Origin of the sequence: Clostridioides sp. ES-W-0016-02 (assembly GCF_020641035.1) — a bacterium.
Lineage (GTDB): Bacteria > Bacillota > Clostridia > Peptostreptococcales > Peptostreptococcaceae > Clostridioides.
The window spans coordinates 175884-190373 of record NZ_CP061361.1; the positions used below are offsets into that span (position 1 = coordinate 175884).

The window sequence follows — 14490 nt, forward strand, 5'->3', positions numbered from 1 at the left end:
TATGAGGAGATCAGAAAATATGGCTAAGATAATAGTAAAAAAGAGTAATCCACTTAAAGGTAGTGTTAAAATAGATGGCGCAAAAAACGCAGTTTTACCAATAATAGCAGCAACTTTATTAGCAAACGGGAAATCAACTTTAAATGGAGTTCCAAATTTAAGAGATGTTCATGTTATATCAGATTTATTAAGACATGTAGGAGCAGAAGTTGAATATAAAGAAAATACACTTACTGTTGACGCAAGTAATATAAGAACTTGTGAAGCTCCATATGAGCTTGTAAGAAAGATGAGAGCTTCTTTTTTGGTTATGGGACCATTACTTGCTAGATTTAATAGTACAAAAATTTCTATGCCAGGAGGATGTGCTATAGGAACGAGACCTATAGATTTACATTTAAAAGGATTTAAAGCTTTAGGTGCAAAAATAGAAATGGACCACGGTTTTGTTGAAGCCGCAACAGAAAAATTAGTAGGAAATAAATTGTATTTAGATTTCCCATCTGTTGGAGCTACTGAAAATATAATGATGGCAGCTTCTTTAGCAGAAGGAACTACAATAATAGAAAATGCAGCAGAAGAACCAGAAATAGTTGACTTAGCTAATTTCTTAAATGAAATGGGAGCAGATGTTAAAGGTGCAGGTACTAACACTATAAAGATAAAAGGTGTTAAGGAGTTAAAAGGAGCAGAACATAATGTAATTCCAGACAGAATAGAAGCAGCAACTTATATGGTTGCAGCAGCTATGACAAAAGGTGATATAACAGTTGAAAATGTTTTAATGGAGCATTTAAAGCCAGTTGTAGCTAAATTAAGAGAAGCTGGTTGTGAAATTACAGAGATGGACAATTCTGTTAGAGTAGTAGGTCCAAAGGTATTAAAGCCAATAGACATAAAGACTTTACCACATCCAGGGTTTCCTACAGATGTGCAAGCTCAATTTATGGCTATGCTTACTGTAGCTAATGGAACTGGTGTAGTTATAGAAACTGTTTTTGAAAATAGATTTATGCATGTTGCTGAATTCAATAGAATGGGTGCTAATATAAAAATAGATGGAAGAAGTGCGGTTGTTAATGGAGTAGATGAATTACACGGTGCAGCAGTAAATGCTACTGATTTAAGAGCAGGAGCAGCGCTTATTTTATGCGGTCTTATAGCAGAAGGAGAAACTCAAATAGGAGAAATATACCATATTCAAAGAGGTTATGTTGATATAGATAAAAAGATAACAGCATTAGGTGGTCAAATCAAAATAGTAGAAGATTAATAATTGGTTTAGATAAGTAAGTTATAAATTGATAGGGTTGTTCATATACTTAAATACAAGGTTTTAAAAGCTAAGGAGGAGAGTATATGAAGAACCCATTGGTTGTTTTGTTAGGATTTGTAACTTGCTCTGTGTTAGTCCCTTCATTGATAACTTTAGTTTCTTACAAAAATGTGGAGCTAACTGAAAAACCAGAGAAAGTAGTTTCCATAAACAAAACCATTAAAAAAAATGATATTAAAAATGAAGGTAAGAAAGAAGATAAAAAGGTAGTAAACTATGAAACTGTAGACAAAAAAACACCAGTTATAAATGTCTATAATCACATGTCAGGTAAAGTTGAAAAAATGGACATGGAAAACTATTTATGTGGAGTACTAGCTGGTGAGATGTCCTCGGATTTTGATATAGAGGCCTTAAAAGCCCAAGCTGTAGCAGCTAGAACGTATGTAGTATATAAGCAAGAACATGGGAAATCAAGTAAACATAAAAATGCAGTGGTATGTACTGATTATAAACACTGTCAAGAATACAAGAGTTATGCGACTCTTAAAAAGTTGAATGGTGAAGAATGGATTAAAAATAAGTATTCTAAAATTAAAAACGCAGTTAAAGGCACTAAGGGGCAGATAATAACTTACAATGATAAGGCTATACTTCCTCTTTATTTCTCTACCTCATCAGGGAAAACAGAGAATAGTGAAGAGGTATTTTCATCAAAATATCCTTATTTAAAATCTGTAGAAAGCCCATATGATAAGTATTCTCCCAAATTTGCATCAACACTTAAAATAAGCAACACAGATTTTGTTAAGAGCCTTAGAAAGTCTTATAGTAGCATTGTGATAGATGTAAATAACTTGAGTAAACAAGTTGCAATAACTGAAAGAAGCGATGCTGGAACTGTAGAAAAAATAAAATTAGGAAACAAAGAAGTCACAGGAAAAGATGTGAGGACTGTTTTTAACTTAAATTCTGCAAACTTTGATATAAAATTTGGAGAAGGATACATAGATTTTGTAGTAAAAGGATATGGTCATGGAGTTGGTATGAGCCAATGGGGAGCTGAAGGTATGGCAGAAGAAGGCTATAAATACTATGATATATTATCACATTACTATACTGATACAAAAATAAAAGATATATACTAATAATTGTATAAAATACCAAAAACACGTCAATAATCCAAATGTAGAAATATATTTGGAGGTGCGAAATGAAGAAAAAACTGTTAGAAAAAGATGGTTTTTATTTATCTTTATTTGTATGTGTTTGTTTATTAGCAGTAGGTGGAGTTTGGTTTACAAATAATAATGTAGATAAATTAGCTTCTAATAAAGGCATGATAGAAAAATCTAATAAAGATAGTGAAGAGGAAATACATTTAATTGAAAAAGATAAGAAAGATGCTATCCCTACTGCGACAGATTCAAAACAAAACTTAGAAAAAGCTAAGGCAAAAGAAGAAAATAAGTCAAGTACAACAAAATTAAATTACATTGGTGATAAGATAATAAGAGAATATTCAGAAAAAGAACCTAGTTATTCTAAAACATTGGATGTTTGGGAAACTCATAAAGGTATAGATGTTAGTTGTACTAAAGGTAAAGAAATAAAATCTCTATTAAACGGAATGGTAGTAGATGTATTTGATGATGAAGAATATGGAAAATCAGTAAAAATAAAAAGCGACAATAATACTGTAGTAGTATATTCAAATCTAGATGAAAATGTTAGTGTTAAGAAGAATCAGAAAGTAACAGAAGGACAATCATTAGGGACTGTAGGAAGTACTTCTCAGATAGAAAGTGAAGAGGGTATACATGTGCATTTAGAAGCATATAATGGAGAAAAATCTATAGACCCAATGAGTCTAATTAAGTAAAAGTATAACAAGTTTAATCATATTTGGTTAAGCTTGTTATATTTTTTGGTGTTTTTACATATATATCATTAAAGCTATTATGTGAGGGGGGTAATCTTTGAGATCTCATATAGAGGAAAGAGCCATAGTGGTAGCAAAATATATACTTGAAAAAAACACTACAGTAAGACAAACAGCCAAGACATTTGGAGTAAGTAAGAGTACAATTCACAAGGATGTTACAGAAAGATTAAAGGAAATAAATCCATCCCTTGCCAAAGAAGTTAAAAGTGTGCTAGACAAAAATAAATCAGAGAGACATATTAGAGGGGGATTAGCAACGAAATTAAAGTATGAGAAGGAACATAAAAAAATGTAGGTTAAAAACCTACTTTTTTTATTACATTAAATTATTGTAAGAAATATATTATATAATTATAAATAGCAAAAGAATAATACTCTCAAAACATTTATTTTCTCTTGATTAAAGCGAGATTTTTGTATATGCTTTATTATAGGAGTATTAATAAATAGGCTTATAATATAATCTAATATATAAATGAAGGAGTTGAAAAAATGGCTGGAGCTGATATAGGCATAGATTTAGGTACTGCAAATGTACTTGTTTATGTTAGTGGTAAGGGAATCGTTTTAGAAGAACCATCTGTTGTTGCAATAGACAACAGAACAGATTCTGTTTTAGCTGTAGGAGAAGAGGCTAAAAAAATGATAGGAAGAACACCAGGAAATATAGTTGCAATAAGACCTTTAAGAGATGGTGTAATTTCAGATTATGATGTAACTGAGAAGATGTTAAAATCTTTTATAGATAAGATAGTTGATAAAAAGGGATTTGGAAGATTTTTCATGCCTAGAATTATGGTATGTGTGCCAACAGGTGTTACAGAAGTAGAAAAGAGAGCAGTAGAGGATGCTACTAGACAAGCTGGGGCTAGAGAAGTGTATATCATAGAAGAGCCAATAGCAGCAGCTATAGGAGCTGGTGTAGACATATCACAACCTAATGGTAATATGATTATAGATATTGGTGGAGGAACTGTAGATATAGCCGTAATATCACTAGGGGGAGCAGTTGTAAGTGAATCTATAAAAGTTGGCGGAGACCGATTTGATGATGCTATAGTTAAGTACATGAAAAAACAACATAATCTTCTTATTGGAGAAAGAACCGCAGAAAAAATTAAGTTTGAAATTGGTTCTGCATTTAAGAGAGAAGAAGAAAAGTATATGAAAATAACAGGAAGAAATCTGATTACAGGTCTTCCTAGTTCTATAACTATAAACTCAGCAGAAATGTTAGAAGCCCTTAGAGAATGTGTTGAACAAATAGTTGTTGCAACTCATGCTGTTTTAGAAAAAACACCACCTGAATTAGCAGCAGACATAGGTGATGTTGGTATAATAATGACTGGCGGAGGCTCATTATTATATGGATTAGATAAGATAATAGAACAGAGAACAGGAATAACTGTTACAATAGCAGATGAACCACTATCTTGTGTTGCGAAAGGAACAGGGATTGCTTTGGGCTCAATAGATTTACTTGAAACAGGTGGGTCTTTCAAAAGAAAATAATTAGGAGAGTTTAAAATGTTAAATATAGATGAAATAAAAGAACTAATACCACATAGATATCCATTTTTATTAGTGGACAAGATTACAGAGTTAGAAGTTGGAAAAAGAGCTGTTGGTATAAAAAATGTAACAGTTAATGAACCATTTTTTCAAGGTCATTTTCCAAATTACCCATTGATGCCAGGAGTGCTGATAGTAGAAGCTCTAGCACAAGTGTGTGGAGTAGCAATGATGTCTTTGGAAGAAAATAAAGGGAAATTAGGTGTATTTGCTGGTATTGATAAAGTTAGAATCAAGAGAGAAGTAAGACCAGGAGATACATTGACTATGGAAGTTGAAATGACAACGCTTAGAAGAAATATAGCAAAAGCAGATGCTAAAGCTTATGTTGGTGAAGAACTTGTCTGTAAAGGTGAGTTAATGTTTGCTCTAGTAGAAAAATAAAATTTTTAAAAATGAAAAGCATTAAAACAGAAGAATAAATATCAAAATAAAAAGGTAGATAATTTGGAGTATTTATTAAATTAAATACTCTATAGTATCTACCTTTTTAATACAAAAAATTTTATCAGTTACCTTATATAAGATTTAAGTAGATACCAATAGTGCTAAGGCTATTGTTTCAGCTAAGTCTAGTATAAAGCTAAGACGTATATTATTAAATGAAAGTCTGTTATTTTCATCAATTTTATCTACAATCCCTACTATAGAATAATTTCCTATTTGAGGTAGTTTTTTTCCCACACCTTTTCCGGGCAGGATAGGTCCTTCTCTAATCTGTATATTGCCTATGTTACTCTGTGACCCCAAGCAAGCATCTATAGCCAAGAAGTTACCTTGCATATGTGTATTTTTTATAGTATCTAAAGACTCATATATATTTAAGGCGTGAATAGGGTTATCTAGTGTACCGTAAACGGGGTATTTAAATTTACTGTTTTTAAGTATTGTTCCAACTAAAGGGCCTAAAGTATCACCTATAGCCCTGTCTGTTCCTATGCAAACAACAATCGTATTTTCATTAATTATGGTTTTGAGAACTGAACTTAGCATCTGTATAACATCATCATCGCTGTAATTTACTTTAGCTAAATACAATAGGAACACCCCCTTCAAAAAAATATATGAATAAAAAACACTAAAAAGACCTAACTTTAAATTTCAGATAGAGATAATATTTTATTTGTCTCACAAAAAAAGTAATGGCAAAAATATGGCTAAAAATCTTGACAAAATTTTAAAAAAATAGTAAGCTAATAAAGTAAAATAAAACTTAAATCTTGATTACCTTATCAAGAGCGGCTGAGGGATAGGCCCTGTGAAGCCCAGCAACCACCCAAATGGGAAAAGGTGCTAATTCCTACAAGACAAAAGTCTTGAAAGATGAGGTCAGTTAATTAGTATGCGATTACGATTATTAACCTCTTCTTATAAGGAGAGGTTTTTTATTTTGAGTAAAATTTCTAAGAATTGAAGATAAGGTAAAACCTATAATAAAAATTAAGAATGAATAAGGAGGAACAAAAATGGCAAGACATTTATTTACGTCAGAATCAGTTACAGAAGGACATCCTGATAAGATATGTGACCAAATATCAGATTCAATATTAGATGCATTGTTAGAAAAAGACCCACAATCTAGAGTAGCTTGTGAAACTACAGTAACAACAGGCTTAGTTTTAGTAGCTGGAGAAATAAGTACATCTGCTTATGTAGATATACCTAAATTAGTAAGAGAAACAGTAAAAGAAATTGGATATACAAGAGCAAAATATGGATTTGACTGTGACACTTGTGCAGTTATAACTTCTATAGATGAACAATCTGGAGATATAGCTATGGGAGTTGATGAAGGTCTAGAAAGTAAGACTGGAGAAGAAATAGAACAAGAAATAGAAAAAGTAGGAGCTGGAGACCAAGGTATAATGTTTGGATTTGCATGTAATGAAACTCCAGAATTAATGCCACTTCCAATATCATTAGCTCATAAATTATCAAGAAGACTTACAGAAGTTAGAAAGACAGGTTTAGTTGATTATTTAAGACCAGATGGAAAAACTCAAGTTACTGTTGAATATGAAGGAAATAAAGCTGTAAGAGTACATACAGTTCTTATATCAGCTCAGCATTGTGAAACAGTATCAAATGATAAGATAAGACAAGATTTAATTGAGCATGTTATAAAATCAGTTATACCAGCTGAATTACTTGATGAAGATACTAAAATTTATATAAACCCAACAGGCAGATTCGTTATAGGAGGACCTCAAGGGGATACAGGTCTTACAGGAAGAAAAATAATAATAGACACTTATGGTGGATATTCTAGACATGGTGGAGGAGCTTTTTCAGGAAAAGACCCTACAAAAGTTGATAGATCTGCTGCTTATGCTGCTAGATATGTTGCTAAAAATATTGTTGCGGCTGGACTTGCAGATAAATGTGAGATAGAACTTGCATATGCTATAGGTATAGCTAGACCATTATCTATATTTATAGATACTTTTGGGACAGGTAAAGTTTCAGAAGAGAAGCTTGTTGAACTAGTAAACAAACACTTTGATTTAAGACCAGGAGCAATAATAAGAGATTTAGATTTAAGAAAGCCTCTTTACAAAAAGGTTGCTGCTTATGGTCACTTTGGTAGAACGGATATAGATTTACCATGGGAAAGAACTGATAAAGTAGAACAATTAAGAAAAGATGCATTAGGTGAATAATGCTTAGATAAGAAGCTGCTAGAATGTAATTTTAAAATTACGTTTTAGCAGTTTTTTATTTTATGATTAAATATATTTAATAAATACTAATTTTCAATCATATAATAAATAAACATTATTTAGTGAGATTAATATATTTCATTATATAATATTGCATTAAATTAATACATAGTAGAAGGAATATGTTAAAAACTGGTTAAGATTTCGTTAAGTAATGTTAAATAATTCAAAAAATATTGAAAAGCATCAATAATACAACTAATATAGTCTTAATAAACTTACATTAAATTTTACTTATTAAAAAATTTATTTTATTTAGGAGGGAGTAGTGTGTATGTCGGATAAAATAAACATCAAAATGGTTATAAGTTTTGCTGGAGCATATGTAGCGACTGTAATAGGTTCTGGATTTGCAACTGGTCAAGAGATAGTACAATTCTTTACGTTTTATGGGTATGCTGGAATTATAGGAGGAATAATATCTATGGTATTATTCTCATGGTTTGGAGCAGAAGTTATAGAAAAAGGGAGAGAATTAAAGCTTAAAGAACCAATAAAGATTTATCAGGTATATTGTGGAAAATATCTTGGTACATTTTTTGAGTGGTTTGGACCATTGTTTTTGTTTGGTACATTAGTAATAATGATTGCAGGAGCAGGAGCTACATTATCAGAGTATTATGGTCTAAATCCATATGTAGGTAGAATTGGTATGGCAATCGTTTCCCTAATAACTGTATCTCTAGGTTTGACAAGGCTTTCAAAGATACTAGGTAATATAGGTCCTATAATAATAATATTTACACTTTTAGTAGGAGCAATTAGTCTATTTAGTAATATTGGTGCTTTATCAAATGCAGGAGCTATAATTGATAGTCTAAACGTTAAAACTGCTACATCAAATGGATATTTCTCAGGTGTACTTTATACTTGCTATAATGTAATAATAGTAATAACATTTTTAACTGGAATGGGAGCTTCAGCAAAAAATAAGAAAGATGCTGTATGGGGAGGTATAGTAGGTGGAGTAGCCCTTATGGCAGCTGCTATAATGATGAATCTAGCATTACTTTCAGATGTAGGAAATATATACACAAAAGAAATACCAGCTCTTTATTTAGCTGACAAGATATCTCCAATTATAGGTATTTTATTCTCAGTAGTACTTTTATTAGGAATATATACTACAGCTGTACCATTATTATGGTCAGTAACTAATAGATTTGTGGAAGATGACCATCCTAAATTTAAAATAATAACAGTAGTAGTAAGCATATTAGCATGTATAGGAGGATTATTACCATTTGATAAGCTTGTAGGGACATTATATCCATATACAGGTTATATGGGAATTTTAATTTTACTATGTATGCTTTATCGAAGAATTACCAAAACTGAAGGATACAAGGAAAATAAATCTGAGGTAAATTAATATCAAAATAAATTTGTGAAATTTAATCTATGTTTTAGAAGTAAGCTGGTTGAAATAAAATAATTATTTATATATGGTACCTTTACTTTAAGGTACCATATTTTTAGGGTGCAGATTTTTTTTGTTTCTGATAAAATGTATAATAGTTAGAAATTAAGTTAAGTATAAAAATATAGAAAAATTTTCTGATAGAATCCTATCATAGAACTTAATATATTTAAGTATACTAACATACGAACGGAACAATTATTAGTATTTTTAGGAGATAAAAATGGAAAAATTAGAAGGAATGATAAGTGAGATAGTCTTTAAAAATGAAGATAATGGCTATACAATAGCTCATCTGGTAAATGAAAATGATGAAATTGTTGTTGTAGGATGTATGCCTACTTTAGCAATGGGAGAGAGTATAGAGGTTGAAGGTAAATGGGTAAACCACAAAATTTATGGAACTCAATTTGAAGTGAATAGTTTTATGCCAGTGACACCATCATCTTTGGAAGGAATTTATGTTTACTTATCTTCTGGTATGATACATGGAATTGGCGAAAAAATGGCTAAGAGAATAATTGATAAGTTTGGTGTTGACACACTAGATATAATACAAAACTACCCAGAAAAATTACAAGAAGTAGAGGGGATAGGTAGTAAAAAGGTAAAGCAAATAGTAAAGAGTTATGAAGAAGATAGAGAACTAAGAAACATAATAATTGAACTATCTCCTTTTGGAATAACACCCAATTACTGTCTAAAAATATATAAAAAATATAAAAGTAGTGCAATAGAAATTATAAATAAAAATCCATATCAGCTTGCTGAAGACATAAGAGGAATAGGGTTTAAAGTAGCTGATAGTATAGCTAATAAAATTGGTATAGATAAGAATTCTAAAGATAGAATATGCCAAGGAATATTATATACCTTAAATAAATCACTAAGTAATGGGCATACATATTTGCCAGAACATATTCTAATACAAGATTCGGAAAAATTGTTGGAGTTAAGTGGAGACATAGTAAAAGAATGTGTAATGATGTTGGTATATAATCAAAAAATACATATAGAAAAAGTAAATAATGAAAATCTCATATATCTTATGCCATACTATTTGTCTGAAAATGGAGTATGTAGTCAAATAGTAAAATTGTCGCAGTATGAATTTGAAGATTTGAATATAGATATAGAAAATGAAATTAAAATTTTAGAAGATGATAAGAATATTAAGTTAGCAGAGAAGCAAGTTTTAGCAGTTAAAGAATCTGTGAACAGTGGCGTATTAATTATAACTGGTGGGCCAGGTACTGGAAAAACTACCACTATTAATGCAATTATAGATATATTTGAAAATAATGGGAAAAGTGTAACTTTAGCTGCTCCAACGGGAAGAGCAGCTAAGAGAATGAGTGAAACTTCTAATAAAGAAGCAAAGACTATACATAGATTATTAGAAATGGGATTTTCAACAGATGATGATTTAACATTTTTTAAAGATGAAGAAGACCCAATAAATTCAGATGTAATAATAGTCGATGAAGTATCAATGGTAGATATTATCTTAATGTATAATTTACTTAGAGCAATAAAATCAGGAACAAGAGTAATATTAGTTGGGGATAGCGACCAATTACCTTCTGTAGGTGCAGGCAATGTACTTAAGGACATGATAGATTCAAATATTATAAATGTAGTCAAATTAAATGAAATATTTAGACAAGCTCAACAAAGTATGATAATTGTGAATGCGCATAAGATAAATAATGGAGAACCACTTCATTTAAATACAAAGGGAAAAGACTTCTTTTTTATAAGAAAATCAACAAATGAAGAGATATTAAATGAAATAATAGGTTTGGTAAATGAAAGATTACCTAAATTTTATAATGTCGATAAACTAAAAGATATACAAGTGTTATCTTCAATGAGAAAAGGAGAGCTAGGAGTTACCAATCTTAATATAGAGTTACAAAAGTATCTTAACAAAAAGGAGAAGTTTAAAGTAGAAGAAAGTTTTTCTAAAAGGTTGTTTAGAGTTGGTGACAAGGTAATGCAAGTAAAAAATAATTATACAAAAAAGTGGGAGACAGAAGACCAAAAGGAAAGTGGGGAAGGTATATATAATGGAGATATAGGCTATGTATATCATATAGATAAGGATAAGAAAACTATTTATGTACTATTTGACCAAACTAAAATGGTATCATACTTATATGATGAATTAGATGAGATTGACCATAGTTTTTGTACAACCATACATAAAAGTCAAGGAAGTGAATTCCCAGTCGTAGTGATACCAATAACTTGGGCTCCTCCTATGTTACTAAGTCGTAATTTATTATATACAGCAGTGACAAGAGCAAAAAAATTAGTTGTGTTAGTTGGAGATGTGAAATATTTGGAATATATGATAAAAAATAACAGAGTAAATCAAAGATATTCAAACTTAGGATATAAGTTAAACAAATTCAAACAAGAAGGGCTGTTGATAGAGTAAATATGAAAATATGCAATGATAATTTTATTAAGAGTCTTAGAAATCTAATTAATAAATGTCTGGATTTTATTTATCCTGAAAATATAAATTGCATAATTTGTGATAAATCAATAAAAAAAACTAATACCTATTCAGTCTGTAAAAGTTGTTTTAATGAAATGAATTTTATACTAAATGGGTGTATAAAATGTGGAAAGCCAATAATACATCATTCACTTGAAAAAGAATTTATTGAAGGATGTAGCTATTGTTTTGATAAAAGTTTTTATTTTGACAAGTCAATCTCCTGTATTGAATACAACGAGATAACTAAAAAAATAATATTAGGATTAAAGTACAATCAAAAAACATTTATGGCTAAATACATAGCGCAAATAATGAAAGAAAAGTTGGATTTAGAAAATGTGAAATTTGATTATATATTATTTGTTCCACTTCATAAGAAAAGACTTAATAAAAGAGGATTTAACCAAGCACAAAAAATAGCTTTGAGTTTGAGTAAAATAATCAATGTTCCAATGTTAGATTGTATATCCAGGGAAAAAAATACAAGGATGCTTTATAAGTTAAGTAAACAAGAGAGAAAAAAGGAATTAAAAAATGTATTTGCTGTTAATGAAAATATTAAATTAATAAATAATAAAAATGTACTTTTGATAGATGATATATTTACAACTGGCGTGACAACAAATGAAATATCTAAGATTTTAAAGTTATCTGGTGTTAATAAGGTTTTTGTAATGACGTTGCTTACAAGAGCAAATGACAACTACGTTATGGAATAATCTTATATATTGACAATTTTACTTTAAAATATTAAAATGAATAAGTGATATTTAGGTCTGTGGTTGAAAGTCCAAGCCAGTCGCAGGCAAAAGGATCCACGTAAGTTAACACTAAAAATTGGGTTAATGAGCATGGTGCGGCTTAGAAGTAAGACCTACCGATAATAAAATCGAGAGAGAGTAGTAGTGCGGCGAACCCAAGCGAACCCTCCAGTAGGCGAGTGTGGGGTCAAAGACCAGGTCAGCTAAATATCATATTAAAAGAGAGCTAGCATAATGTTTTTATGTGTAGCTCTTTTTTATATATAATAAATTTAGATTGAATCATAAAGAGGTGATATATATGAACAAAAGACAAGAGAACTTGTTGACAGTATTGCTATTGAAAGAAGAATTTATAAATATCAATGACATTGCTAACGATTTTGAGTGCTCAGAGAGAACAATAAGAAATGATTGTAAGTACATTGATGAATGGTTGTCTACTTTTTGTAGTGCTTATATTAAAAGAAAGCCTAAAATAGGAATTAAGTTTAGTGGAGATGATACAGATAAAATAATAGTAAACCAGAAGTTAAGAGGTGAAGTTAAAAGAGTAAATAGTGAACTCCATAAACAAGTTGAGATATTGAATCTATTACTTTGCAATAATAAGAAGATTACCTTAAATGATTTGTCCAATAAATTGTATATAAATAAAAATATTGTTAGGGAAGAAATAAATACATTATCAGTAGAATTAAGTAATTATAATTTGAAAATTTCAACTAAAACGGGCAGTGGTATATGTATTGAGGGAAATGAGAAAGACATAAGAATAATGTTAGTGGCATTTTTATTTAAATATATAGATAAATACAGACTAAACATGGATGAAATAGAATATTTCCATATAGTAGACATAATAGTTGTCAAAAATATAATGTCTATAATAGAAGATAAAATGGATATAAGACTTACAGATGTTTCATTCAGGCAATTGATGTTATTTTTACTTATAAATATCATACGAATAAGGTTGGGGAATTCTTTTGAAATAGTAAATATTAAAAAAGAATTAAAGTTAGAAATTCTTATATTAGATATAGAAAATGAGTTGAAATCCAGTCTATCTATAGTATTAAACCATGAAGAAAAATTATTTATAGAATCACTAATACTTGGCATGAATAAACAAATAAATAGTAAAGATACTAAAAAATCACTATACCTTAATGAAGAATTATCAGAGTATACAAAAAGAATTATAAATCTGGTATCAGAAGAATCGGGTATAAACTTTAATAATGATATATTGCTTTATGACCAATTAATATGTCACTTAAATGTTACAATGCACCAAATGCAAAGTAACGTTTATTTGGAAAATCCACTTTTAGATAATATAAAAAATAAATTTTGTTTTTTATTTACAGTAATTTCAAATTCAATAGGAATTGAGCAAAAAGGAACACAAATAACTGAAGATGAAATAGGTTATCTTACTCTTCACTTTCAAACATCTTTAGAAAGAAAAAGTAATAAGAGAGAATCAACTAAAAAAGCAAGTATCGTGTGCCCATTTAGTTTTGGAGTAAGTATGTTACTAAAAGTAAAGATAGAAAAGAGATTTAATAATATAGAAATAGTTGAAACACTAAGGGAAGAAGATTTAAGAAGAGATAACTTCAATAAAATGATAGATTTTATAATTGCATTTCAAGAATATGAAAATGTACAAAAGCCAATTTTTATAACAACACCACTATTTACTGATGAAGATGAAAATAAACTCAAAGAATTTACCAACAAAATAAAAGAAAAAGATACATCATATAAACTTATGAATAGATTAATGATGTCTGATTATTTAATAAGAGAGCTAGAACATAATGATATTTATGAGGCTATAGCATACTTAACTAATTTATTAATCGAAAAGCATTATGCAGATAAAGAATATTTAAATTCTATTATAGAAAGAGAAAAGGCATATCCAACTAATGTTGGGAAAGGAATATTATTTCCTCATGGAGATATGAAGTATATAAAACAATCTGTCTTATGTTTTGCAAGATTGAAAACACCAATAAAAATTAGAAATGGAAAATACATAAAGATTATACTTTTATTAGCTTATAAAAAAGAGGATGATAGAAAAGTATTTAGAGAATTATTCAAAGAAATATCTAAATTGACAGAAGATGAAAATATGCTTGATGTGCTAAGTAATTGTGATATTAAAAATATAAAAAATATTCTTATATAAATTTATATCAAAATGTGAATAAGCACAAAATTTTCCATGTAGTGGAAAAAGTTGTGCATGTTTTTTTGTTTTTATAAGATA

General features: G+C 29.5%; 12 protein-coding genes and 1 riboswitch. Of the genes, 11 read left to right on the forward strand and 1 reads right to left on the reverse strand.

The window, feature by feature from the left end; translation table 11 throughout:
- Nucleotides 1-19: 19 nt before the first annotated feature.
- The 6 genes from murA (at nt 20) to fabZ (ending at nt 5177) form a co-directional block, all read left to right on the forward strand.
- A complete protein-coding gene (gene murA, locus IC758_RS01195) occupies nt 20-1273 on the forward strand; it encodes a UDP-N-acetylglucosamine 1-carboxyvinyltransferase (RefSeq protein ID WP_227434542.1) in 1254 nt (417 codons plus the stop codon).
- A gap of 86 nt (nt 1274-1359) precedes the next feature.
- Nucleotides 1360-2424 (forward strand): stage II sporulation protein D, encoded by a 1065-nt coding sequence (gene spoIID, locus IC758_RS01200; RefSeq protein ID WP_227434543.1) that lies wholly within the window; start codon nt 1360-1362, stop codon nt 2422-2424.
- Between the two features lie 65 nt (nt 2425-2489).
- On the forward strand, nt 2490-3158 hold the full coding sequence (locus IC758_RS01205) for a M23 family metallopeptidase (RefSeq protein WP_227434544.1): 669 nt from the start codon (nt 2490-2492) through the stop codon (nt 3156-3158).
- Between the two features lie 97 nt (nt 3159-3255).
- A complete protein-coding gene (gene spoIIID / locus IC758_RS01210; protein ID WP_044212029.1) occupies nt 3256-3516 on the forward strand; it encodes a sporulation transcriptional regulator SpoIIID in 261 nt (86 codons plus the stop codon).
- A gap of 197 nt (nt 3517-3713) precedes the next feature.
- Entirely contained in the window at nt 3714-4733 is a 1020-nt protein-coding gene (locus tag IC758_RS01215) for a rod shape-determining protein (RefSeq protein WP_227434545.1), read from the forward strand.
- 15 nt (nt 4734-4748) lie between these two features.
- Nucleotides 4749-5177, forward strand: coding sequence for a 3-hydroxyacyl-ACP dehydratase FabZ (fabZ, locus tag IC758_RS01220; protein ID WP_227483562.1), 429 nt, complete (start codon nt 4749-4751; stop codon nt 5175-5177).
- A gap of 144 nt (nt 5178-5321) precedes the next feature.
- On the opposite strand, the gene yyaC is transcribed toward fabZ, so the two are convergent.
- Nucleotides 5322-5831, reverse strand: coding sequence for a spore protease YyaC (gene yyaC / locus IC758_RS01225; protein ID WP_021382545.1), 510 nt, complete (start codon nt 5829-5831; stop codon nt 5322-5324).
- Between the two features lie 188 nt (nt 5832-6019).
- Nucleotides 6020-6123, forward strand: a riboswitch (SAM riboswitch).
- Between the two features lie 136 nt (nt 6124-6259).
- Between yyaC and metK the strand changes: the two genes are divergently transcribed.
- The 5 genes from metK (at nt 6260) to IC758_RS01250 (ending at nt 14409) form a co-directional block, all read left to right on the forward strand.
- The gene (gene metK / locus IC758_RS01230) at nt 6260-7453 is read left to right on the forward strand and encodes a methionine adenosyltransferase (RefSeq protein WP_227434547.1); all 1194 of its coding nucleotides are present in this window, start codon (nt 6260-6262) and stop codon (nt 7451-7453) included.
- A gap of 334 nt (nt 7454-7787) precedes the next feature.
- Nucleotides 7788-8885: a hypothetical protein gene (locus tag IC758_RS01235; RefSeq protein ID WP_227434548.1), complete on the forward strand. Its 1098-nt coding sequence runs from the start codon at nt 7788-7790 to the stop codon at nt 8883-8885.
- Between the two features lie 271 nt (nt 8886-9156).
- Nucleotides 9157-11376, forward strand: coding sequence for an ATP-dependent RecD-like DNA helicase (locus tag IC758_RS01240; protein WP_227860691.1), 2220 nt, complete (start codon nt 9157-9159; stop codon nt 11374-11376).
- A gap of 2 nt (nt 11377-11378) precedes the next feature.
- Nucleotides 11379-12161, forward strand: a complete 783-nt coding sequence (locus IC758_RS01245; protein WP_227851676.1) for a ComF family protein — start codon at nt 11379-11381, stop codon at nt 12159-12161.
- Nucleotides 12162-12504: 343 nt separating this feature from the next.
- Nucleotides 12505-14409 (forward strand): BglG family transcription antiterminator, encoded by a 1905-nt coding sequence (locus IC758_RS01250; RefSeq protein WP_227483560.1) that lies wholly within the window; start codon nt 12505-12507, stop codon nt 14407-14409.
- The last annotated feature ends 81 nt before the right edge of the window (nt 14410-14490 follow it).